Source organism: Gordonibacter sp. RACS_AR49 (assembly GCF_030418435.1).
GTDB lineage: Bacteria > Actinomycetota > Coriobacteriia > Coriobacteriales > Eggerthellaceae > Gordonibacter > Gordonibacter urolithinfaciens.
This window is the reverse complement of sequence record NZ_JAIUDM010000001.1, coordinates 349,668-371,288: the sequence shown is the minus strand read 5'-3', so window position 1 is coordinate 371,288 and position 21,621 is coordinate 349,668. Positions and strand designations below refer to the sequence as shown.

Annotated in this window: 18 protein-coding genes; 12 read left to right on the top strand and 6 right to left on the bottom strand. The window is 67.0% G+C overall.

Annotation, left to right across the window (positions count from 1 at the left end; all coding sequences use genetic code 11):
* Nucleotides 1–56 precede the first annotated feature (56 nt).
* Complete coding sequence (locus tag LB310_RS01550) at nt 57–908, top strand: energy-coupling factor transporter transmembrane protein EcfT (RefSeq protein WP_301154160.1); 852 nt, start codon at nt 57–59, stop codon at nt 906–908.
* A 177-nt stretch (nt 909–1,085) separates the two neighbouring features.
* Here the strand turns inward: LB310_RS01550 and LB310_RS01545 are convergent, their stop codons facing one another.
* Entirely contained in the window at nt 1,086–2,819 is a 1,734-nt protein-coding gene (locus tag LB310_RS01545; RefSeq protein WP_278806325.1) for an FAD-dependent oxidoreductase, read from the bottom strand.
* 205 nt (nt 2,820–3,024) lie between these two features.
* Here LB310_RS01545 and LB310_RS01540 point away from each other — a divergent pair, with 205 nt between their 5' ends.
* The 5 genes from LB310_RS01540 (at nt 3,025) to LB310_RS01520 (ending at nt 8,497) form a co-directional block, all read left to right on the top strand.
* Nucleotides 3,025–4,626, top strand: a complete 1,602-nt coding sequence (locus tag LB310_RS01540) for a response regulator transcription factor (RefSeq protein WP_301154159.1) — start codon at nt 3,025–3,027, stop codon at nt 4,624–4,626.
* Between the two features lie 62 nt (nt 4,627–4,688).
* The gene (locus tag LB310_RS01535; protein WP_301154157.1) at nt 4,689–5,582 is read left to right on the top strand and encodes a MerR family transcriptional regulator; all 894 of its coding nucleotides are present in this window, start codon (nt 4,689–4,691) and stop codon (nt 5,580–5,582) included.
* 75 nt (nt 5,583–5,657) lie between these two features.
* Nucleotides 5,658–6,137 (top strand): TrmO family methyltransferase, encoded by a 480-nt coding sequence (locus LB310_RS01530; protein ID WP_301154155.1) that lies wholly within the window; start codon nt 5,658–5,660, stop codon nt 6,135–6,137.
* A 387-nt stretch (nt 6,138–6,524) separates the two neighbouring features.
* Nucleotides 6,525–7,817 carry a phosphopyruvate hydratase gene (gene eno, locus LB310_RS01525; protein ID WP_096227798.1) on the top strand — a complete coding sequence of 431 codons (1,293 nt, stop codon included), beginning with the start codon at nt 6,525–6,527 and terminating at the stop codon, nt 7,815–7,817.
* Nucleotides 7,818–7,918: 101 nt separating this feature from the next.
* A complete protein-coding gene (locus tag LB310_RS01520) occupies nt 7,919–8,497 on the top strand; it encodes a GNAT family N-acetyltransferase (protein ID WP_301154153.1) in 579 nt (192 codons plus the stop codon).
* A gap of 151 nt (nt 8,498–8,648) precedes the next feature.
* Here the strand turns inward: LB310_RS01520 and LB310_RS01515 are convergent, their stop codons facing one another.
* Complete coding sequence (locus tag LB310_RS01515; protein WP_301154152.1) at nt 8,649–9,218, bottom strand: gamma carbonic anhydrase family protein; 570 nt, start codon at nt 9,216–9,218, stop codon at nt 8,649–8,651.
* Nucleotides 9,219–9,528: 310 nt separating this feature from the next.
* Between LB310_RS01515 and glp the strand changes: the two genes are divergently transcribed.
* Together glp and LB310_RS01505 are read left to right on the top strand one after the other, a co-directional pair.
* Nucleotides 9,529–10,785, top strand: coding sequence for a gephyrin-like molybdotransferase Glp (glp, locus tag LB310_RS01510; protein ID WP_301154151.1), 1,257 nt, complete (start codon nt 9,529–9,531; stop codon nt 10,783–10,785).
* A 184-nt stretch (nt 10,786–10,969) separates the two neighbouring features.
* A complete protein-coding gene (locus LB310_RS01505; protein ID WP_096227802.1) occupies nt 10,970–11,452 on the top strand; it encodes a molybdenum cofactor biosynthesis protein B in 483 nt (160 codons plus the stop codon).
* Nucleotides 11,453–11,630: 178 nt separating this feature from the next.
* On the opposite strand, the gene LB310_RS01500 is transcribed toward LB310_RS01505, so the two are convergent.
* From LB310_RS01500 to LB310_RS01485, 4 genes are all read right to left on the bottom strand, one after another.
* The gene (locus LB310_RS01500; RefSeq protein WP_301154149.1) at nt 11,631–12,485 is read right to left on the bottom strand and encodes a DmsC/YnfH family molybdoenzyme membrane anchor subunit; all 855 of its coding nucleotides are present in this window, start codon (nt 12,483–12,485) and stop codon (nt 11,631–11,633) included.
* 2 nt (nt 12,486–12,487) lie between these two features.
* Nucleotides 12,488–13,129 carry a 4Fe-4S dicluster domain-containing protein gene (locus LB310_RS01495; protein WP_278806335.1) on the bottom strand — a complete coding sequence of 214 codons (642 nt, stop codon included), beginning with the start codon at nt 13,127–13,129 and terminating at the stop codon, nt 12,488–12,490.
* Between the two features lie 166 nt (nt 13,130–13,295).
* The gene (locus LB310_RS01490; protein ID WP_087189940.1) at nt 13,296–13,931 is read right to left on the bottom strand and encodes a DMSO/selenate family reductase complex B subunit; all 636 of its coding nucleotides are present in this window, start codon (nt 13,929–13,931) and stop codon (nt 13,296–13,298) included.
* A 15-nt stretch (nt 13,932–13,946) separates the two neighbouring features.
* Nucleotides 13,947–16,364, bottom strand: a complete 2,418-nt coding sequence (locus tag LB310_RS01485; RefSeq protein ID WP_301154146.1) for a DMSO/selenate family reductase complex A subunit — start codon at nt 16,362–16,364, stop codon at nt 13,947–13,949.
* Between the two features lie 225 nt (nt 16,365–16,589).
* Here LB310_RS01485 and LB310_RS01480 point away from each other — a divergent pair, with 225 nt between their 5' ends.
* From LB310_RS01480 to LB310_RS01465, 4 genes are all read left to right on the top strand, one after another.
* Nucleotides 16,590–18,167: a helix-turn-helix transcriptional regulator gene (locus LB310_RS01480; protein ID WP_278806338.1), complete on the top strand. Its 1,578-nt coding sequence runs from the start codon at nt 16,590–16,592 to the stop codon at nt 18,165–18,167.
* Between the two features lie 131 nt (nt 18,168–18,298).
* On the top strand, nt 18,299–19,168 hold the full coding sequence (locus LB310_RS01475) for a hypothetical protein (RefSeq protein ID WP_123673317.1): 870 nt from the start codon (nt 18,299–18,301) through the stop codon (nt 19,166–19,168).
* Nucleotides 19,169–19,283: 115 nt separating this feature from the next.
* Nucleotides 19,284–20,672: an alanine racemase gene (alr, locus tag LB310_RS01470; protein ID WP_157006346.1), complete on the top strand. Its 1,389-nt coding sequence runs from the start codon at nt 19,284–19,286 to the stop codon at nt 20,670–20,672.
* Nucleotides 20,673–20,706: 34 nt separating this feature from the next.
* Nucleotides 20,707–21,411, top strand: coding sequence for a uracil-DNA glycosylase family protein (locus LB310_RS01465; RefSeq protein WP_301154143.1), 705 nt, complete (start codon nt 20,707–20,709; stop codon nt 21,409–21,411).
* The last annotated feature ends 210 nt before the right edge of the window (nt 21,412–21,621 follow it).

Genomic DNA, 21,621 nt, shown 5'->3' with positions numbered 1-21,621 from the left:
GCGGAATTGTCACCCCATGCGCGGCGGGCGGCCGGCACTTGTGGCATACTGCCAGCATGCGCATCAACGTCAGCTCCTACATCCCCGGAACCTCGCCGATCCACGCGTGCGATGCGCGCGTGAAGATCGTGCTGCTCGCGATGTACTCGGTCACGTTGTTCCTCGTGGACACGTGGTCGGGGCTGGTGCTGTGCGGCGCGCTGTTCGCGGCGGCGGCGGTTTCGTCGCGCATTCCCCTGCGGCGGTTCTTCGCGCTGCTCGTGCCCGTGTACGTGCTCGCGGCGTTCGCGGTCGTGTTCAACGGGTTCGCCTTCGATGTGGGCCAGGCCGCTCCGGGGGCGGCGCCGCCCTTGATGGGGCAGGAGCCGGGGCTCTTCGGCAGTCTGCCGCCGGTGGCGCTCGTTGGGTCGTTCGGCCTCGTGCCCGCAGGCCTCGCGCGCGGATGCTTCTTCGCGGTGCGCATCGTGCTGCTGGTCACGGCCAGCCTCGTGGTCACGTACACCACCACGTCCACCGCGCTCACGGACGCGCTCGCCGACTTCCTGCGCCCGCTGCGGCGGCTGCGCGTGCCGGTGGACGACATCGCCATGGTGTTCTCGCTGGCGCTGCGCTTCATCCCCGTCACGGCCGAGGAGTTCGGGCGCGTGCACGACGCGCAGCAGGCGCGCGGCGCGTCGTTTTCCGAGGGCGGCCTGTGGGAGCGCCTGCGTGCGTGGCAGACCGTGCTCATCCCCCTTTTCGTGGGCCTGTTCCGCCGTGCCGACGCGTTGGCCGTGGCCATGGACGCCCGCTGCTACGGGGCCCAGCCGCATCGCACCTCCCTGCATGACCGTCGCCTTGCGGGCCGCAGCCTGGCCGTGCTCGCCGCCGGCCTCGCGCTGTGCATCGCCGTCGCCGTGCTGCTGTAAGGTTCTTGCGGACGGGCCTTGCCCGGAAGGGGCGCCGCCGGCCAGCCTATCGCCCTTCGCTATCGCCCTTCGCCTGCCCGGCAAAAAGCGGCGGCCGCACAGCGGTCGCCGCTTTTTTTGAAAGTTGCGGCCCGGCCGCCGGGAGGGAGATGGCGTCCGGGCCGTTGCCGGGCCGGCCTACTCGGCGCCGGCCAGCTTGCGGCCGGTCACGTAGCCGAACGTGAGGCACGTGCCGCCCAGGTTATGGCCGGGGAAGTGCGTGGAGTAGCAGTTCGTGTACATGTCGCCCACCGTGGAGCCCAGGCAGTACAACCCGTCGATGACCTCGTCGTCGGCGTTCATGACCTGCAGGTCCTCGTTGCAGCGGATGCCGCCGGTGGTGGACAGGAACCACGGCGTGCACTCTATGCCGTAGAACGGGCCCTTCTTAATGGGCAGCAGCAGCTCTTTGCGCTTGCCGAACTCCTCGTCGACGCCTGCGTCGCAGTAGCCGTTGTACGCCTCGATGGTCTTGAGCGTCTCGTCCTCCGGCAGGCCCAGCTTCTCCACCAGCTCCTCCACGGTGTCGGCCTTGATCATCTTCACCGGGATGTCGCCCGAGCCGTTCATGTTGATGGTTCCCGGGCCGTCCACCACGGTCTGCCAGTAGGCGCGCACGTCGTCGGGCGTGTCGAACACCTTCGGGCCGTCCACGTAGCGGTGGTTCTGCCAGCCCGGCTCGTTCGCGTAGTCGTCGTCCCAGATGGCGAACGCGTGGTTGCCCTTCTGGTGCATGAGCGCCAGGCCGCCGTGCGAGATGACGTTGTCCTCGTTGTCGTAGCGGCGGCCGTCCTCGTTCACCATGAGGCCCTGGAACGCGCGCACCTGGCGCGTGATGGAGCGCCACTGGAAGCAGAAGATCATGGGCGCGGGCGTCTCGCTCTTGTCGACGGCGGCGCCGGCCCAGTACGCCATCTTGTGGCCCGAACCGTTCCAGATGCCGCCGAACTCGGTCTGGTGCGCCGCCCAGGGAATGAACTTCTCCAGCATGTCCTTGTCCTGGCCGAAGTCGCCCGTGGCGATGACCACGCCGTTCTTTCCGTTGAACCGCACGTAGCCGTCCTTGCCCTTCGCCACGACGCCCACTACCTTGTCGCCGTCCAACGCGAGCTGCTGCGCCTCGGTCTCGTAGTGGATGTCCACTCCGGCTTTCTCGCAGTACAGCGCCATGTTCGCGCACACGTCCTGCTGCGGGTTGTCGTCGGGGCCCTTGCCGTTGGGCCCGTCGAGGAACTCGTGCGTGCCGGGGAACTCGCCGTTGATGTTCTCGGGATCCTCGTACCAGTGCTCCATGACGGGGGTCAGGTCGTCGCCGCCCACGGAGCTGGCCGTGGTCATGCGGTCGATGAGCCAGTCCATGGCCTCGCCCGAGCGGTTGAAGTGCAGCATCCACTTGCGGCCGTCCACGCGGTAGGAGTGGTAGCCCATCATGCGCTTGTAGCGCTGGGCCACTTCCTCGACGGAGCACTCGTAGCCCTTCTCCTTCGTCAGCTTCGAGTTCATGGCGTAGATGGAGCCGCCGCGCCCGATGACGTGGTCCATGCGCTCGAGCATGACCACGTTCGCACCGTTCTCGGCGGCTGCGAGCGCGCAGCACAGGCCGGAGAACCCGGCGCCGATGACCACGACGTCGGCGTCCACCGTCTCCTTGATGTCGACCTCGGCGATGGGATCGGGCGCCGTCTCGAAATCGTAGGTGCCGCCCGCGGCCTTGCCGTCTGAGGCCGACGTGCCCGCCTTGCCCTCCTTCGGCTGCGCAGCGCAGCCGGCGAGCGTCCCCACGCCCGTGACGGCGGCGGTAGCCACGGCGCCCGTGGCGAATGCGCCCTTGAGGAAGCTGCGGCGATCCATGCTCGTCTTCTCGTTCTCCATGTGAAACCCCTTCCCTCCGGCGGAACGCGTCCAGCGCGCCCGCTCCCTGCCCGGCGCCCTCCGCACCGTGCGTTGCCCGCACCCTAGCACGCGTGGCGTGCGCTCCGCTTCGCCCATCGCAGGGAAAAAGCCGAATCGTGCGTTTTCACCCTGCGGGGTGAGGCGCGACGCGGTATGCTTGTGCGAGGGACAAAGGGGAGGGCCCATGAAGGGAAGCCACGTTCGCCACCTGTTCAACGAGCCGGGCGACCGCGAGCGCGTGCGCGCGGAGCTCGGCCACGCCGCGGCGGGAAACGCCCGCATCGCGCTGGCCATGGCAAGCTACATGGTTTGGCTCATAGCCTGCTGTACCGGGCCGGCCGTCGCGCTCGGGGCATGGGGGCCGGGAGGCGGCGAGATGCTCCTGCCGGCATGGCTGGGGCCGCTCGCGTGCATGGCGGCGGCGAGCGCGGTCATAGCCGAGTGGTTCAAGCGGACCCGCAAGGTGCCGAGCGCGCCCTCGTGGACTGTGGCATTGGCGTCGCTTATGACGCTCGCGGCGGCCCTTCATCTGGTGTGGGCGCTCGACACCGGGCTGCCGACGGCTGCGCGGGGCGCGCTGTACTTGCTGGCGAGCCTGGTCATGGGCGTGGGATGCGTGCTGTTCCGCGTGGAGGTCGATCGCGTGTTCGGCTGGATAGGAACGCAGCAGACGTTGTACCAGGGCATGCTGGCCACCGTGGCGACGGCAGCCGTGCTCGCGATGCTGGCGGTGGCGGGCCGGGTATCCGGATCGGGCGACCTTCCCCTGCTGGCAGCGCCCCTCGTGCTGCCGTTCGCGGGCGCCGCGCTGCTGCGCTCCGTGGTGGGCGGCTTCCCCCGGGCGCGTTACTACGGGCATGGGCGCGACGTGCCGCTGCCGTTTCCCGCGAAGTTCGCTGCCACGTCGTGCGTGCAGGGTCTGGCCGCCGGCGTGCTGTTCGCGGGGATGTTCGCGTTAGGCGGCGACGGCGCCGGGGTGGCCGCCGTCTTTGACGGGGCGGGCGGCGCGGAGGCCGTGGCATGGTCCTCCTCGTTCGGGAGCACGGCGCTGTGCTCGGCGGGGCAGCTTGCGGCGGTGGCTCTGCTGTTCGGCACGCTCGTGTTCCTGCGTCTCGACTTCAACCGGCTGGTGTACAAGGTGGCTTTCCCGTTCGTGGCCCTCGGCTTCGTTCTGCTTGCGCTGCTGCCCGATGCGACGGCGGTGGGCAGCGCGGTGCTGGCTGCCGGGTTCTGCTACCTCGACCTGGTGCTGTGGAGCTTGGGCGCCTGCCTCATGAAAAACATGGGGCTGCCCGCCACCTGGATCGCCAGCTGTCCGGGTGCCGCGCTGTTCTGCGGCGTGGTGGTTGGCGCAGGGCTGGCCTTGGGCTTTTTGGGCGCCGAGATGTCGCCCGATGCCGCGCTGCTCGCCAGCTGCGTGGCGTGCCTCGTGCTGGCGGCGGCCCTGTTCCTGTCCAGCGGCAGCAACCTCAAGTACGGCTGGGGCACCGTGCGTCCCGGCGAGAGCAGCCTGGCGGCGGGCGACATGGCGGGGGTGGTGAAGTTCGTGGCCACCGAGCGTGCGGTCACGCAGCGCGAGAGCGAGGTCATGCTGCTGCTGGCCGAGGGCAAGTCGCGCCGCGCCGTGTGCGAGGCGCTGTCCGTGTCGCCCGACACGGTGAAGACGCATGTGCGCAGCATCTATCGCAAGCTCGCCGTGCACTCCCAGCAGGAGCTCATCGACTACCTGGCGCGCGAGCGGGAGGACCTGGCCGCCGACGGCTCCGAGCATCCGCTGGGGGCGTGAGGCCGCCGCGCGACCTTTCATGCTATGCTGCGTCTGCCGACCGGTCCCAAGGAGGTTTCCCCGTGCTGCAGATAGGCGAGTTCTCCCGGCTCTCGCGCATATCGGTGCGCATGCTGCGCCACTACGACCAGGTGGGTCTGCTCAAGCCCGTCGAGCAGGACGCCCAGACGGGGTACCGCCGCTACGCCGTGTCCCAGCTGGCGGAGGCGAACCGCATCACCGTCCTGCGCGATCTGGGATTCCCCATCCGGGAAATCGGGCGGCTGGCGCATGCGGACGACAGGGAGCTGGCCCGCGCCCTGGACGATCGCGCGCGTGAGCTCGAGGAAGGCATCGGGTGCGAGCAGCGCCGGCTTGCCGACCTGCTCCGTTTCCGGCAGGACGTGGAGGCCGGCGGGGCGGCCATAAGCTGCGAGGTGACGCTCGTGTCGATTCCCTCCTACCAGGTGGTGGCTCTGCGCATGGAGTTGGCGGGCTACGGCGAGGAACGGCGGGCTTGGGAGCGGCTGGGCGCATTCATGAGAGAGCGGAAGATTGCGCCATCCGAACCTTACACGGAGTACTGCGAGTTCTGCGACGAGGGGGCGGCGGCCGATGCGGGCGGCGACGCTGCAGGCGGTGCAGGGGACGCGATCGCCGCAGGCGGCGCGCCCTGCGGTGCCCCATCGCCCGTCACGGTGGAGGTGGCCGTGGCCACCGATGCGCACGGCGAAGACGACGGGCCGCTGCGCTTCTACCGCAGCGCCGCGCTGCCGCTTGCCGCGAGCATCAAGGTGTACGGCCCCTACGAGAACATCGCGCCCGTGTATGCGTCGTTCGCGCGGTGGCTGGAGGATCATCCCGCGCTGCGCATGGCCGGCCCCACGCGCGAGGTGGCCCATCGCGGCCCGTGGAACGCGGAAGACCCGCAGGACTACCTTACTGAGTTTTTGGTTCCCGTCCAGAAGACCGCTTGACCCTCCCACGATGTCAGCCCCTATGCTCCTCATCATGTGCCGCCGAAGGGGCGGCTATCGCGAGAGGAGCAATCCATGCAAACGTTTTTCGTTCATCCCGTCGGCGTCGTGAGCGGGGGAGGGGAGGGGCCTGCGCAGCTGCGCATCGACCCGGCGTACCGAGACGGCCTGCGCGGCCTCGAGGGCTTCGGCCACGCCGTCGCCATCTGGTGGGCGCACGAGGTTGACGACCCCGAGCTGCGCGCGCTCACCGATGCGGGGCGCCCCTACACGCGTCTCGACCACGACCTGGGCATATTCGCCACGCGGAGCCCGCTGCGGCCCAACCCGCTGGCCCTCACGGCCATCGAGCTGGCCGTCGTGGACGTGGACGCCGGTATTGTGGAGACGCCCTACCTCGACGCCGCTGACGGCACCCCCGTGCTCGACCTCAAGCCCTACACCCCCAGCATCGACCGCATCGAGCGCCCCATCGTCCCCGCCTGGTGCGCCCACTGGCCCGCAAGCGCGGAAGCCTCCGCCGATTTCGACTGGGCGTCCGAGTTCCGCTTCTAACGCGACGCGGAGCGCAGAAGTAATAAGTTCGTAATTTGACAAATCGTAACTTCATAAAGCACCGTATCCAGCTGATTCCCGCGGAAAAGCGCCTCTTGTTCCTGTTCTCGAAGTCCGGGTTCACCGAAGCGTGCCGCAACCGTGCGAATGCGATCGGCGCGACGTTGGTGAGCTTGGCCGAGTTGGGGTTGCGGAAAACACTTCGCCGCCAATGCTTGTCCGGGCACCCTCGATCGCGCCGGCCAGCTTTACCGTTCGCCTTCATGGTTGTGGGAAACGCTCGCAGAATGGGGGATTGCGCTTCCGACGTGCTATGATTGCCGGGAAGGTCACGCTTCGGCGGAACGGTCCGGCGAAGCGGATTGGACAGACTACGAGGAGGCATTCATGAGCGTCATCATCGATGTGTTCGGTCGCGAGATCCTGGACTCGCGCGGCAACCCGACCGTGGAGGTGGAGGTCGTGCTGGAGGACGGGGCGTTCGGCCGCGCCGCCGTGCCGTCGGGCGCTTCGACCGGCGCGTTCGAGGCCGTGGAGCTGCGCGACTGCGACAAGGGCCGCTACCTCGGCAAGGGCACGCTCGACGCGGTGGCCCACGTGAACGAGGAGATCGCCGAAGCGCTCATCGGCCTGGAGGCCGACGACCAGCGCACCATCGACGATATCATGCTCGAGGTGGACGGCACCGACAACAAGGGCGCCCTGGGCGCGAACGCCATCCTGGGCGCCTCGCTGGCCTGCGCGAAGGCTGCGGCCGAGTCGGCCGAGCTGCCGCTGTACAAGTACGTGGGCGGCGCGAACGCGCACCTTCTGCCCACGCCCATGATGAACATCCTCAACGGCGGCGTGCACGCCGACAACAACGTGGACTTCCAGGAGTTCATGATCATGCCGGTGGGCGCGGACAGCTTCGCCGAGGCCCTGCGCTGGTGCGCCGAGATCTACCACACGCTGAAAAAGGTGCTGCACGACGCGGGCCTGGGCGGCGGCGTGGGCGACGAGGGCGGTTTCGCCCCCAACTTCAAGACGAACGAGGAGCCGCTCGAGTACGTGACGAAGGCGTGCGAGGCCGCCGGCTACAAGCCCGGCGTGGACATCATGTTCGCCATGGATCCGGCCTCGACCGAGTTCTACGACGCCGACAAGCAGAAGTACGTGCTGGCCGGCGAGGGCCGCGAGCTCACGAGCGCCGAGATGGTGGACTACTGGGAGGCCCTGGTGAACAAGTACCCCATCATCTCCATCGAGGACGGCATGGCCGAGGAGGACTGGGACGGCTGGAAGGCGCTCACCGAGCGCATCGGCGACCGCGTGCAGCTGGTGGGCGACGACCTGTTCGTCACGAACTCCAAGCGACTGGCCAAGGGCATCGAGATGGGCTGCGCGAACGCCATCCTCATCAAGGTGAACCAGATCGGCAGCCTCACCGAGACGCTGGAGGCCATCGAGATGGCGAAGCAGGCCGGCTACGCCTGCGTCATGAGCCACCGCTCCGGCGAGACCGAGGACACCACCATCGCCGATTTGTCCGTGGCGTGCAACACCGGCCAGATCAAGACGGGCGCGCCCTGCCGCTCCGACCGCGTGGCGAAGTACAACCAGCTGCTCCGCATCGAGGAGGAGCTGGACTCCGCCGCCGTCTACGCCGGCATGAGCGCGTTCTACAACATCAAGCGCTAAACCGGTTGCGCACTGTGCGGGCGGCCCGCCGTGGGGAACGGCGGGCCGCCCGCTTTGCAGGTGACAGAAGAAAAAGGGGATTCTACCAGGGGGTTCGTCCAATGTTGGAAGCACGTGCCGTCACGGCGGGAACCGAGGATGCGCAAGAGGTGGAGCGGTTGCTGGAAGCCGCGTTCCCACCGTATGAGCGCCCGCCGTTCTCGTTTCTTACCACGCAGGCCCAGCGCGAGGAAGTGTCGCTGCTCGCCTATCGCGACGAAGGGCTGTTCTGCGGATTCGCCTTCATGATAGAGGACGCGAGGCTGGCGTACGTGCTCTTCCTCGCCGTTGGCGAGGGGGTTCGCTCGAAGGGCTACGGCGCGCGCATGCTCGCCGACATCGAGCGGCGCTGCTCCGGCAAGACCATCGCGCTCGACATCGAGCCCGTGATCGAGGGCGCCCCGAACGTTGTCCAGCGGCAAAGGCGCCGCGACTTCTACCTGCGCAACGGCTTCGCGCCCACGGGCATCGCGAACTGCTTCGAAGGCGACGTGTACGAGGTGCTCGCGAAGGGTCCGGGTTTCGAGTCGGACCGCTTCCTCGCGCTGATCAACGAACTGCCGGAAGGCGAGGACAAGACGCTCGCCCCGCTCGAGCAGGCGGTGCCGGCCTATGCCGAGCGGCTGCTCGCTGCTCGATGAGCGCCCAGAGAAGCGCTGATTGACGCAACGGTGACGGATGCCTCCAAGGCAAGGGTTTCTGCCCTTGCCGGCAGCGGGATTGTTCCGCAGGAGGCGGCAAGCGCAGGGTGCTTGCCCTGCGAAACGGCCTATGACGGAGCTTCGGCGTTTCCTAGAAGCCCAGGTGTGCGTCCGCGTCCGGCTCGGGGTTGTGCAGCAGGCCTTCCTCGAGCATGCGGGCGCCCACGGCCAGGTACTCGTCGCCCGCCGCGGTGCACAAGCGCGCGATTTCCTCATCCGACAGCGTGCGGTTCACGCGCGCGGGCATGCCCATAACCAGGCTGCCGTCGGGAAGCTCTTTGCCCTCGGATACCAGCGCGCCGGCGGCCACCACGCAATTCGCGCCCACCTTCGCCCCGTTCATGACGATGGCGCCCATACCTACGAGCGCGTTCGGCCCTATCTCGCAGCCGTGTATGATGGCGCCGTGCCCTATGGTGCAGTGGTCGTGGAGGATGGCGGGATGATCGCGGTCCACGTGGATGACGGCGTTCTCCTGGATGTTCACCTCGTCGCCGATGATGACGGGTGCGTCGTCGGCGCGGATCTGGGCACCGGCCAGCACGCAGGAGTCGCGGCCGATGGCCACGTCGCCCACGATGCCGGCGGCGGGGGAGAGGCGCGCGCTCGGGTGGATGCGAACGTTGCGGTAGAGGGAGGGCTTGGCTTCGGCGTCGGTCATAGGGATTCCTTTCGGTCGATTCCCTTCCTATTATAACGGCGCTTGCGAGGTGCCGACTGGCTTCGGTGGGCGCAGGCGAGGAAGCGGGGGAAATGCGGCAAGGGGAGGAGGGCTCGGCGAAGTCGAAGGTCGGTACGGGCGGAGGGCACGGCGAAATCGAAGAGCGGCGCGCACGGGGGCGGCAAAGTCGCCGTCCGCAACTATACTTTCAGCGCTATAATAGTCGGCATGGTATATCGAAGGTGCGCAACGGCCCGCGTCGGCGAAGACGGCGGGGCGGGGCGCGCTTTTTCAGGAAGGGGACGAACCGATGAAGGAAATGATCTCGCTCGAAGAGGCCCGCGAACTCGTGCTCGCGAACGTGGAGCCGTTGCCGCAGGAGACGGTGCCGGTGCTGGAGGCGGTGGGCCGCGTGGCAGCCGAGGACCTGCGCAGCGACATCGACATCGCCCCGTTCGCGCATTCGGCCATGGACGGTTTCGCGGTTCACGCGGCCGAGCTGGCTGCCGCGAGCGCCGAGGCGCCGGTGGAGATGGACGTCATCGCGGAGGTTGCGGCCGGCGACGTGTACGAGGGCTCCATCGGGGAGGGCCAGTGCGTGCGCATCATGACGGGCGCGCCGGTTCCCGACGACGCCGACGCCGTGGTGAAGTACGAGATCGTGGACGTGGTGACCGGTGACGGCAAGCCGGGAAGCTGCGTGGCGTTCACCGCCCCCGTGAAGGAGCGTAACAACGTGCGCGAGGCGGGCGAGGAGGCCAAGGCCGGCGAGGTTGTGGTGGAGGCCGGCGAGGTCATCGGCTCGGCCGGCGTCGGGTTCCTGGCGGGCTGCGGCGTGGTGGAGGTGCCCACGCACCGACGCCCGCGCGTGGCCATCATCTCCATCGGCAGCGAGCTGGTGGACCCCACCGAGGTCCCCACGCCCGGCAAGATCCGCAACTCGAACAGCTACGCGCTGGCCGCGTGCGCCCAGGCCGCGGGCGCCGCACCCACGATCCTTCCCATCGTGGAGGACACGCTGGAGGCCCTCGCGGCCGCCGTGTCCGCTGCGGCCTGCGAGTACGACTTCGTGGTGACGAGCGGCGGCGCCTCCAACGGCGACTTCGACTTCATCAAGCCCGTGGTGGAAGAGTTGGGCGAGCTGCTCATGACCATGGTGAACATGCGTCCCGGCAAGGCGCAGACGTTCGGTGTGGTGCGGGGCACGCCCGTGTTCGGCCTGCCCGGCAACCCGGCGGCTGCCTACGTGGGCTTCGAGATGATCATCCGCCCCGCGCTGCGCAAGATGCAGGGTTACCGCCATTTCACGCGTCCCGTGGTGAAGGCGAAGCTCTCGCGCGACGTGAAGAAGAACGATCCGCGCCGCATCTTCCTGCGCTCCACGTTGTACAAGGACGATGCGGGCGAGTACGTGGTGGCGCCGGCGAAGAACCAGAGCTCGGGCCTGTTCGGCGTCATCCAGCGCAGCAACTGCATGGCCATCATGCCCGAGGGCTTGGAGTCGCGCACGGCCGGTTCGCTCATCGACTGCATGCTGCTGGACGTTTCCGAGGAGGTCAGCCTCTAAGTTCCATCGGCCTAACGGCCGACGGAAAGGCTCGACGCTGCGAGGGGCCGGTGCACGCCGCCTTCGCGGGATCTCGGAGGCTCGCGTACCCAAGGTACGCTTCGCCTCCGCGATCTCGCGAATTCGGCGCACCCCAGCCCCTCTCGCTGACTCACTGACGCCAACCTGCGAGAAAGGAACGACCATGTCCGAACAAGCTCTGACATTCGCTCTTATCACCTGCTCCGACACGCGCAGCATGAAGGAGGACACCGCGGGCGCCGCGCTCGAGGCGCTCATCGCCGAGAAGGGGTGGACGTGCGCGAGCCACGTGGTGGTGCGCGACGAGCGTGCCGACATCGCCGCGGCCATCGTGGCCGCCTGTGACGAGCTTGATGCCGATATCGTGCTGACCTGCGGAGGCAGCGGTCTTTCTTTGCGCGACGTGACGCCGGAGGCCACGATGGACGTGTGCGAGCGCAACGTGCCCGGCATCGCCGAGGCCATGCGCGCCCACTCGCTGGCCATCACCCCCTACGCCATGCTCTCGCGTGCGCTGTGCATGCAGCGCGGCCGGCACCTGGTGATCAACCTGCCCGGCAGCGAGAAGGCGGCCCGCGAGAACTGGGACGGCATCGTGGCCGCCCTGCCGCACGCCGCCAAGATGATGGCGGGCGGCGGGCACTAGGAAGGTTCCGGCGGTCTGCCGACCGCCGGAACGAGCCGACGCTGCGGCCGGCTGTGGTACCCGATCTTCGCGCGATTCCGGAGACTCGCGTACAAAAGTACGCTTCGCCTCCGCGATCCAACGAATCTCGGGTACCACAGCCGGCCTCGCTGACTTACTATGCCAACCTGTGCGTCCCCTAAAACCCCACCGTCAAATGCAGCTGGTAGAACTCCACGCGGGTGACGAGCACGGCGGTCAGCAGCAGCAAAGTTCCTGCCCCGCTCAAGGCCAGGGCCGCCTGCAGGCTGCGGCGGGATCGCAGCGACAAGGCGGCGCAGATGCAGCCGGCGGTGCCTGCGAGGGCGTGGAAAGCGATGGCCGTGCCGTAGCCCGGCACGAGTGCGCTGGCTGCCAGCTCGTTGTTCGCCACGTCGGCGAGGCTCTGCTGGTGCAGCGCCAGCACGACCGTGCCCGCTGCAAGCGCAACGGCGCTCACCGCCACGAGCACGGCGCCGTACTGTCGCCGCCCGGCGCGTGCCAGGTGCAGGAACAGCAGCCCGAGCACCGGCCCCGCCAGCAACGCCGAGAACCACAGGTTTGTCGGCGTGTACCAGGTGTCCCAGGTGGGCACCGTGTCCACCGCATAGGCAAGCGACGTGCAGGCCACCAATGCCGCGCCGGCTGCGCAGGTCAAAACGAGCCACGGCTTCGCCACTGAATCGGGGAAGTGCTGCTTGAAGGCCGCCATCCAGTACGAGCCGGCCAGGAACAGGAAGGCCACGGCCGCCAGCACCTCGTTCGACAGCGGCGAGCGCCCCACGCCCGAGAACACGTGCAGCGCGTTGGCCGGCGTGCCCAGGTGCGTGGCCGAGGCGATGAAGCCCACGAGCACCACCGAGAACGGCAGCGCCGCCAGGCGATCGATGCGCGCGGCGGCCTCGTGGTCGCGCTCGAGCAGGCGCGCCAGGGCAAGCGCGATGAACGCGATGGTGCCGGCCGGCGCCAGCGTGGTGAACAACGCGAGCGAGAGCTCGTCGAAACCGCTGGTCATACTTATATCTCCTGGTGATTCGCAATATGCCCGCCCTCTTGGGCGGCCAGAACGGCCGCGGGCGAGGGGAGGATGAAGAGGTTCGGCCACGTGGCGTCCTCCGGCGGCAGCGGCAGGATGGAGCGCACGACGCCCGGATGCCGTGCCGCGAGCTCTGCCGGGTCGCCCCATTCGAGCGCCCGCACGGGGCAGGCCTCGACGCATACGGGGCCGAGCCCCTCGTCCAGCCGCGCGCGGCAGCCGTCGCACTTCGAGCTCTTCTTCAGGTGCTGGTCGATGAAGGGGGCATGATAGGGGCAGGCCATGGTGCAGTACCCGCAGCCGATGCACTTGCGCTCGTCGGGCCACACGAGCCCGCGGTCGTCCTTGTGCATGGCGCCGGTGGGGCACACGTGTGTGCAGGCGGGGTCGCCGCAGTGGTTGCATGCGAGCGACAGGTGGTAGGCGAACACGCCCGTGGCAACGGCCATGCCCGCCTCGGTGCCCGCGCCCGCCGCACCGGGCCGCTCCCACGTGCCGCCCTCGTAGTCGATGACGCGCCGGAACACGGCCTCGGCTCCGAGGTCGCGGTAGTCCTTGCACGCCATCTCGCAGGTCTTGCAACCGGTGCAGCGCGTGTTGTCGAAGAAGAACCCGAACGCCATGAGCAGCCCTCTGCCACGCTCCCCTGCCCGCACGCTCCTGGCGCGGGCATCCCGCCCCAGTATACCGGAAGCGGCCGCGCCGGGGAGGGAGGGGCGCGGCCGCTTCTTCAGAGAGGTGCGGGCCCGGCGGCCGCAAGCGCTGCCGGGCCCCGCGGAAACGGTGCTGTTACGCGGGAACGTTCGTGACTTCCTTCTCGTTCGCTATCGCTCCCGTGGTGTCGCCGGGCTCCTTAGCGGCCGGGCAGGGGTTGATGGCGATGGACGGCGTGGTCTCGTCCGGCGAGGGCATGGGGGCGATGCCGGCCACGGTGCCGGTGTGAGCCGCGCGCAGCTCCTCGATGTCGCCCCACTCGAGCGCCCGCACGGGGCAGGCGTCCACGCAGATGGGGTTCAGACCCTCGGCCACGCGGTCGGCGCAGCCGTCGCACTTCTGGGCCTTCTTGGCGTCGTCGAGGGCGGGCACGTTGTAGGGGCAGCTCGTCACGCAGGCGCCCACGCCCGTGCACTTCTCCTGGTCGATGTGCACGAGTCCCGTCTTGCCGTCCTTCTCGATGGCGCCCGACGGGCACTTGGCCATGCACGCCGGCATGGCGCAGTGGTTGCAGGCCAGCGACACATGGTAGGCGAACGTGTCGGTGGTGTAGACGCCGTTGCCGGCATCGGTCCACGAGCCGCCCTCGTAGTCGTACACCTTGCGGAACGCGATGGTGGCGGGCAGGTCCTTGTAATCCTTGCACGCCATCTCGCAGGTCTTGCAGCCCGTGCAGCGCGTGCTGTCGAAATAGAAACCGTACTGGGTCATGGTCTGCTCCCCTCCTTACGCCTTCGCCACTTGGGCGATGATGGAATGAACCCCGTTGCCCTTGGCGAGCGGCGAGGGCCTATACGTGGTCAGCGTGTTCACGCAGCCGCCCGTGTCGACACGGTCACCGTCCATGGCCGCCTGGTGCCAAGCGCCCTGCGGGATGCCGATGGTGCCGGGCACGATGCGCGGCGTGACCTTCGCCTCGATGCGGATCTCGCCGACCGGGCTGGTGACGGCGCACATATCGCCGTGCGCGATGCCGCGGCTCTCCGCGTCGAGCGGGTTGATCCACAGCTGCTGGCGGCACGCCTGGTTGAGCTCTTCGATGAAGCCGAAGGACGAGTGCGTGCGGCTCTTGTAATGGAAGCCGGAGCAGTACAGCGGGAACTCCTCGGTCACGCTGCCGTAGCCTTCGTAGCCGGGAAGGAACGAGGGGATGGGGGTGATGGCATCGCCGTCTTCGAGCTCCCACTCCGCAGCGAGCTTGTCCAGCTCCTCGGAGTAGATCTCGATCTTGCCCGACGGCGTCTTGAGCGGGTTCTTCGCGGGGTCGTCGCGGAAATCCTTCATGCCGACGACCGGCTCCAACTCGCGCTTGTACAGGCCCTGCTTCTGGATGTCGTCCCAGCTGGGCATGTCGCCGTCGGCCTTCGCGCCCTCCTCGTAAAGGTACTGCACCCATTCCTCTTGGGTGCGGCCCTCGGTGTAGTCGTCCTTCTTGCCGAACTTGTCGGCGATGGCGGCGTTCACGTCGTAGGACGGGCGGCACTCGCCCGGGGCCTCCTGCGCAGGCCCGCCCACGCACACGCCCAGGTAGAACTCGGAGTATCCGTTCGTGGACATGTTGAGCTGCTCGGCGCGCATGGCGTCGGGGAGCAGGATGTCGGCGTACTTGGCCGAGTCCGTCATGACGGTGTCGGTGACTACGATGAACTCGCACTTCGTCTCGTCCTGCAGGATCTCGTGGACCTTGTTGATGTCGGCATGCTGGTTCGTGATGCAGTTGCCGGCGTAGTTCCACAGGAACTTGATTCCCGTCGTGAGCTGGTCGACACCGTGCACGCCCGCGTTCTTCGCGGTCATCTGCTCGCCGTGGTCGACGGCGTTGAGCCACTGGTACACGTTGATGGATGCCTTGACCGGGTTCTTGCCGTTGGGGATGCCGCCCACGAGCGCGCTCGGCTCGGCCTCGCGCATGCCCGTGTTCGTGCCGGGAAGGCCGATCTTGCCCAGCAGGCAGGGCAGCAGGCAGATGGCGCGGGCCGTGTTCTCGCCGTTCGTGTGGCGCTGCGGGCCCCAGCCCTGCACGATGTACGGCGCCTTGGCGGCGGCGAGCTCGGCCGCCAGCGAGCGGATGCGCTCGGCCGGGATCTGCGTGATGGGGGCGGCCCACTCGGGCGTCTTCTCCACCATGTCGTAGCCCGTGCCCATGACGTAGTCCTTGTAGGACTTGTTCTGGCCCTTGGCCGACTCGGGCATGGTCTCCTCGTCGAAGCCCACGCAGTAGGTATGCAGGAAGTCAAGGTCTACCTGGTCGTTCGCGATCAGCTCATGGGCGAGCGCCGCCACGAGCGCCGCGTCGGTTCCCGTGCGGATGGGGATCCACTCCTCGGGATGGCCGGAGGCGGTCTCGTTCAGGCGGTAGTCGATGTGGTATATCTTCGCGCCTGCCTCGCGCACCTTCGTGAAGTCCCACACGGCGTTCGCGCCGCCCATGCGGGTGTCCGCCGGGCTGTTGCCGAACATGAGCACGAGGTCGCTCTTCTCGGCCTCGCTGGCCGACGACGCGTACACGCTGTCGTAGGGCGTGCACTCCTCGCCGTACATGTACGGCATGGCCACGCTCATCATGTTCGTGGAGTAGTCGGCGTAGCTTCCCAGGTAGCCGCCCAGCACGTTCATGAGGCGCGCCGTGGTCTTGCCGGTGGCCGAGTACATACCGGTGGCGTAGTTGATGTAGACGGCCTCGTTGCCGTACTTCTCGATGACGCCCTTCAGCTTCTCGGCAATGGTGTCGATGGCCTCGTCCCAGCTGATCTCCTCGAACTTGCCCTCGCCGCGCTTGCCCACGCGCTTCATGGGCTTCGTGAGGCGGTCCGGGTGGTTCACCCAGCGGCGCATGGAGCGGCCGCGCAGGCAGGCGCGCGCCTGCAGGCCCTCGGCCTCGCCGGTGTTGTCCGTCTCCATGTAGGCGATCTTGCCGTCCTTGACATGCCACTGGAACACGCAGCGTCCGCCGCAGTTCACGTTGCACTGGCTCCATACGATCTCGTCGGTTGCGCCCGCGGCGCCCCCGTCCTTGGCGCCTTCCTCGTTCTTGGGGGCGCAGCCGTACAGCGCGCTTCCGGCGGCCCCGGCCAGCGCGAGCCCGGCGAGCGAGCCCTTCACGAACGTGCGGCGCGACAGCGTCGCTGCTTCGTTCATTGCCATGGTTCCCTCCTTCTCCTTGGTAACTCCTCAAGGGCCACGCTACCGAAATAGCAGGGCAGCAGAATCACACTTTGCATGTGATTTAAGCGTTTGTCCAGTTCAGGGAGGTGTGGTATCACCCCATTCACCGGGCGGCCTGTACGGTGCGCAGGTTGCCCGGTGCTGCTTCATACTATAATGGACGCACAGGGCAAGGAGATCGAGGCAGGGGAGGGCCGACTTCACGTGGCAGAAGGCGCCGCGCATACGCATGTGTCCAGTTGGGGGTACGCGTGCTTCCTCACGGTGAACGCCACGTCCATCTGGGGCGGCGTGTTCCCGTTTCTGCCGATGGAATTCCAAACGGCGGAGGTCACGCTTACGTTCTTCCTCGCTCAGTCGCTCGCGTTCTGGGGCGCGTTCGTGGCAAGTGCCGTCGGGTCGTACCGTTTCCCGCACGGGGCGCGGCGCATGCTGGTGTCGTTGAGCGCCATTCTCGTGTTCGCCGGGTCGGCGTGCCTCATCGGTGCCATGTACGTTTTCGAGGCGGTGCTCGTGCTCGTGGCCGCGGGCGGCGTGCTCTTGGGCATCGGGTGCGCGGGCCTGTTCATGCTCTGGCAGCGTTACTTCGCCTCGCTGCCGCCCGCCCAGGGCAACGTGCGGCTCGTGGTGGGCACGGCGCTTGCTCCCTTCATCTACTTCGCGCTGTACCTCGTGCCCATCGCCCTCACGGCGTTCCTCGTGCCGCTCGTGTTCGTGCCCTTGTGCGGCCTCTGCATCGCGCTCTCCGTGCGCGAGATGCGCATGGACCAGCCCATGTTCGAGGATGTGCCGCGCCAGCATCCGCAGGTCTACCGCCAGGTGGTTTCCGACTACTGGCGCAGCGCGCTGTGCGTAGGGTCGCTCGCGTTCGCCAGCGGGGTCATCCGCGGCATCGCCCTTCTGCACCAGGAGATCAGCCTCGTGGTGAACAGCGCTTCCATGCTGGGCTCGTTCGTGTCGGCTGCCGTGCTCTTGCTGCTGTGGCGGCGCATGAGCTTCCGCCTGGGGCTCACGTCGGTGTTCCGCGTGGTGTACCCGCTGGTCATAACGGGCTTTTTGCTGCTACCGTTCTTGGGCGCGGGCTACCTGAACCTGTTCGCCGCCTTCACCTACATGGTGTTCTCGCTCGTGCTCATGCTCATGATGATGCAGTGTGCGCAGGTCTCGCGCGACCGCGGCATCAACCCCGTGTTCATCTACGCGTTCTTCGGCGCCGTGGTGTACCTCATGCAGGCCGTGGGCTTTCTGCTGGGGTGGGTGAGCGACTTCGTGTCGGTGGACGGGTTCGACTGGTTGTTCTTCGTGGCCATGGTGTCCAGCTACGTGCTGGGCATCACGCTGCTGGTATCCACGGGCACGCTGTTCAAGGCCGTGGCGTCGAAGGGCACCGTGACGGCGGACCCCATCGAGTTTTTGCGCCGCGGCTCCGCCGACGCCGACGGACGGAGCCCCGCTTCCGGCCCTGCAAAGGACGGCAAGCCCGCCAAGCCCGCCAAGGCTGCCCCAAAGCGCCGCAACCGCCCCAGCGCCTCGGACGACGCCGGCGCCATCCGCGACCGCACGTCCAAGCAGTGCCGCGCCATGCAGGAGGCCTTCGGCCTGTCCACGCGCGAGACGGAGGTCATGGAGCTCATCGCGCGCGGTAACAGCATGGCGAGCATTGCCGATCGCCTGGTCATCAGCGAGAACACGGTGCGCACCCATGCGAAGCACATCTACACGAAGCTCGACATCCACAAGCGCCAGGAACTGTTGGACATGCTCCACGAGCGGGAGGGGTAGGGAGCTGCGTGCGGGAAATCGCTGGTTGCGATCAGTGCACAGGGTGCCTACTTCGCGAATTCTACAGGTTCTGTTACAGAGCAGTGAACGTGCTCCGAAAAGGCACGGCAAAGACGAGAAAGGCTACTTAAATGAAGGAAATTACGATTGATGTATGGGCGATAGTGTCTGAACTGATCGAGCGGGTTCCCGGCTTGCTTATAAATCGCGAGGCATTTTTGAGGGATGTATTTCGCGATAAACTTAGTCCTGATCAGTTGAATAGAGTGGTTGAACTTGGCGATTACGGAGATGTTTCGCTGGATATGCTCGACTCGGCGGCGAATTCTTGCATCAACAAAACGCGCTTAACCACTTCAGGAGCTTCGTTCGTCGCGGGCTTACCGAGTTCGCTTCCGACGCTTCCCGCCACTGTAACCGCCGACATAACGCAGTCATTCGCTTTTTATGTTCGCATTGCGCAGCAGCTTTCTTACATATATGGAGAAGCGAACGACTTTACAAAGATGCAAGATGACGACAGGATGACGAAGCTTCTGCTGTACATCGGGGCTATGTTCGGCATCGAGGCAGCGTCGCAAGTGCTTGCCTTGATGAGCTATAACGCAGGAAGAATACTTGCCAAGAAATTCGGTCAGGTTGCTGTAACTAAAGTTCTTAATGGGGTCCCATGGAAAGTGGCGAGAACGATTGCCAAAATGCTCGGGGTCAAGCTGACGAAAGGCGTTGTTCAGAAGGGTATCTCCAAGGTCGTACCGGTTCTTGGCGGGGTCGTGTCGGGTGCTTTAACTTACGCAACATTCGGTCCGATGGCGAAGAAACTTCAGTGTGCTCTTCGCGATACCCTTAAAGCATCCGAAGCGGAAATCGAGGAGCTGTACGAAGTTATATCTTCGGAAGACGATATGGATATTGCGATCTCTGTCTGCAGCGATGTTATTGAAAGCGAGGTGTTGGACCCCGCAGAGTTCAAGGAGGATGGCTCCAAGGAGAAAAGCTAAGCAGGAGGCCACTGATATATCGGGCTCCGCCCACCTTGAAACGCGAGCGGCTGGTTCTCCCAGTGCTATACTGGTGCGCGAAAACGAACGGCGATCGAGCGAGGACGACAGCAGCATGACGGCACAAGAGCTACCGAACGGATTCACCGGGTTCGCGAACCGCAAGCCGGGCTTCGAGCCGGCCAGCGCCAGCGTGGGGCACACGCCGGTGGGAGGCTACACCACAGGCGGCGGCGCGTCGCTCGCGGGCGTCCCGGCTGGCTACGAGCGGGGCGCGCAGGGGGCGTTCCAGTATGCGCGCGACCATGCGCGGCCCGACACGGGCGCGGCGAGCTTCGACCCCGACAAGCTGCGCCTCATCCCCGACACCGACCGTCGCTGGGCCTGGACGGAGATCGATTTGAACGCCTTGCGCCACAACGTGGCGTCCCTCAAGCGCCACGTGGGACCCGGCGTGCGCGTCATGGCCGTGGTGAAGGCCGACGGCTACGGGCACGGTGCGGTGCGCTGCGCGAAGACGGCGCTGAACTCCGGTGCCGAGTATCTGGGCGTGGCCACGGTCAACGAGGCCATCGAGCTGCGCGAGGCACTGGTGAATGCGCCCATCCTCGTGCTCTCGCAGCCCCCTGACGAGGCCATTCCCCTGCTGCTGGCCTACAAGGTCATGCCGAGCGTCTACACGCCCGACTTCGCCATCCGCTACGCCGAGGCGGCCGACGCCTTCGGCATCCGCGCGCCGTACCACCTGGCCGTGAACACGGGCATGAACCGCATCGGCGTGCGCCACGACCAGGTGGTGGAGTTCCTGTCGCAGGTGAGCTTCCACCGCGCGCTCGACCTGGTGGGCACGTTCACCCACTTCGCCACGGCCGATGCGCCCGAGACGCTGGACTTTCACATACAGACGAAGCGCTTCCTCGAGGCTATCCAGGGCATGCGCGTGGCCGGCGTCGACCCCGGCATCATCCATGCCGCCAACTCGGCTGCAGCCATCCGCTATCCCGACGTGCACTTCGATATGGTGCGCCCCGGCATCGCGTTGTACGGCCTGCACCCGTGCCCGGAAACGCGCACGATGATCGACCTCAAGCCCGTCATGAGCGTGCACGCGCGCGTGACCGATGCGCGGCTCGTTCCCATGAGCGAGGGCGTGAGCTACGGCATGAACTACCGCAGCCCCGGCAGCGTGAAGATATGCACCGTGCCCGTGGGCTACGCCGACGGCCTGCGCCGGGGGCTCTCGGGCCGCACGGACTTCATCGTGTCCGGCCAGCGGTTCCGCCAGGTGGGCAACATCTGCATGGACCAGTGCATGTTCGAGGTGGACATGCGCATCTACGGCACGCGCCGCCGCGTGGACCCGCAGATCGGCGACGAGGTGGTGCTGGTGGGACGCCAGGGAGACTCGGTGGTCACGCTCGACGACATGGCGAACACGCTGGGCACGATCCACTACGAGCTGTCCATCGGGTTCGCTCAGCGCATGCCCAGAGTGTACGTGTAGGCTCTCGCAAAGAGCAGGGAGAAGGGGGATTCGCATGCCCAAGCCGCATATTCCGCTGGAGGATATCCGCGCGCAGGTGGAGGCCTGCCGCAAATGCCCGCTGGCCGACGGCCGCACGCAGACGGTGTTCGGGGTGGGGAACCCCTCGGCGCGCGTGCTGATCGTGGGCGAGGCGCCGGGCAAGAACGAGGACTTGCAGGGCGAGCCCTTCGTGGGCAAGGCTGGCCAATATCTGAACGAGCTCTTGGCTATCGCGGGGCTGGCGCGCGAGGACGTGTTCATCGCGAACGTGCTGAAGTGCCGGCCACCCGGGAACCGCGACCCGCGCCCGGAGGAGATCGAGCTCTGCACCCCGTACCTGCGCGAGCAGACGCGCACCATCGACCCCGAGTTCATCGTCACGCTGGGCAACTTCTCCACGAAGTTCATCCTGAAGACGGAGATCGGCATCACGCGCCTGCACGGCACGCTGCAGCGCGCGGGCAAGTTCAAGGTGTTCCCCATCTTCCACCCCGCCGCCGCCATCTACGACGGCTCGAAGCGCGAGGCCCTGGAGAACGACTTCGCCACGCTCGGCGAGCTGCTGCGCGCGAGCGACGCGGAGAAGGCGGTGGCGCCTGCCGAGCAGGTCGACAGCTCCGCGACTCCTGCGCAGCCCGCCTCTGTTGCCGCCGAGCCGTCGGCGGACGAGACCTCTGCCGCCTCGCAGCCCGCGGTGGAGCAGCCGCATCTGCTCTAGGAAACACCGACATCTGCGTCACCTGCCCTGCGCTTCCGTACCCCGCTAACGAAAGTTTTCTTTCGTTAGCGGGGTATTTTCGCGTCGTAACGAAAGAAATCGGCTGATTTCTTTCGTTAGCGGGCAGCGTTACAGCGTGGCGTGGCAGGGGGACGGGGTTGATGTCGCGCTCTGCGACTGGCAGCGACGCCGAAACTCGTGCGGGAGCGC

Coding starts and splice junctions, on each gene's coding strand:
- LB310_RS01550 (WP_301154160.1), top strand. CDS start 57: ATGCGCATCAACGTCAGCTCCTACATCCCCGGAACCTCGCCGATCCAC.
- LB310_RS01545 (WP_278806325.1), bottom strand. CDS start 2,819: ATGGAGAACGAGAAGACGAGCATGGATCGCCGCAGCTTCCTCAAGGGC.
- LB310_RS01540 (WP_301154159.1), top strand. CDS start 3,025: ATGAAGGGAAGCCACGTTCGCCACCTGTTCAACGAGCCGGGCGACCGC.
- LB310_RS01530 (WP_301154155.1), top strand. CDS start 5,658: ATGCAAACGTTTTTCGTTCATCCCGTCGGCGTCGTGAGCGGGGGAGGG.
- eno (WP_096227798.1), top strand. CDS start 6,525: ATGAGCGTCATCATCGATGTGTTCGGTCGCGAGATCCTGGACTCGCGC.
- LB310_RS01520 (WP_301154153.1), top strand. CDS start 7,919: ATGTTGGAAGCACGTGCCGTCACGGCGGGAACCGAGGATGCGCAAGAG.
- LB310_RS01515 (WP_301154152.1), bottom strand. CDS start 9,218: ATGACCGACGCCGAAGCCAAGCCCTCCCTCTACCGCAACGTTCGCATC.
- glp (WP_301154151.1), top strand. CDS start 9,529: ATGAAGGAAATGATCTCGCTCGAAGAGGCCCGCGAACTCGTGCTCGCG.
- LB310_RS01505 (WP_096227802.1), top strand. CDS start 10,970: ATGTCCGAACAAGCTCTGACATTCGCTCTTATCACCTGCTCCGACACG.
- LB310_RS01500 (WP_301154149.1), bottom strand. CDS start 12,485: ATGACCAGCGGTTTCGACGAGCTCTCGCTCGCGTTGTTCACCACGCTG.
- LB310_RS01495 (WP_278806335.1), bottom strand. CDS start 13,129: ATGGCGTTCGGGTTCTTCTTCGACAACACGCGCTGCACCGGTTGCAAG.
- LB310_RS01490 (WP_087189940.1), bottom strand. CDS start 13,931: ATGACCCAGTACGGTTTCTATTTCGACAGCACGCGCTGCACGGGCTGC.
- LB310_RS01485 (WP_301154146.1), bottom strand. CDS start 16,364: ATGGCAATGAACGAAGCAGCGACGCTGTCGCGCCGCACGTTCGTGAAG.
- LB310_RS01475 (WP_123673317.1), top strand. CDS start 18,299: ATGAAGGAAATTACGATTGATGTATGGGCGATAGTGTCTGAACTGATC.
- alr (WP_157006346.1), top strand. CDS start 19,284: ATGACGGCACAAGAGCTACCGAACGGATTCACCGGGTTCGCGAACCGC.
- LB310_RS01465 (WP_301154143.1), top strand. CDS start 20,707: ATGCCCAAGCCGCATATTCCGCTGGAGGATATCCGCGCGCAGGTGGAG.